Raw genomic sequence first — 270 nt, forward strand, 5'->3', positions numbered from 1 at the left:
GTAGCAACTTATCCCCCACATGATGACCATGCCGATCGTTTATTGCTTTAAAACCATCTAAATCAATAAATAACAGTGCAAACTTCGATTTATCCCGATGATGAGTCAAAGTGGCTTGCGCTAATCTATCGTCAAGTAAACTACGATTTGGCAATGCCGTAACATTGTCATGATTAGCCATAAATCGAAGGTTCTCTTCAGCTTTAAGACGTTTTTGGATTTCGACATTTAAACGTCGATTCGACATTAAAACCACGATGGCAATTAAGG

Annotated in this window: 1 protein-coding gene; it reads right to left on the reverse strand. The window is 38.5% G+C overall.

The genetic code is table 11. The annotated features are described in order from the left end of the window. The coding region (locus tag AAEZ00_RS21305; RefSeq protein ID WP_351089908.1) for a diguanylate cyclase domain-containing protein at nucleotides 1–270 on the reverse strand (270 nt) is incomplete at both ends.

It is taken from the genome of Shewanella sp. S1-49-MNA-CIBAN-0167 (genome assembly GCF_040310145.1).
Lineage (GTDB): Bacteria > Pseudomonadota > Gammaproteobacteria > Enterobacterales > Shewanellaceae > Shewanella > Shewanella psychromarinicola.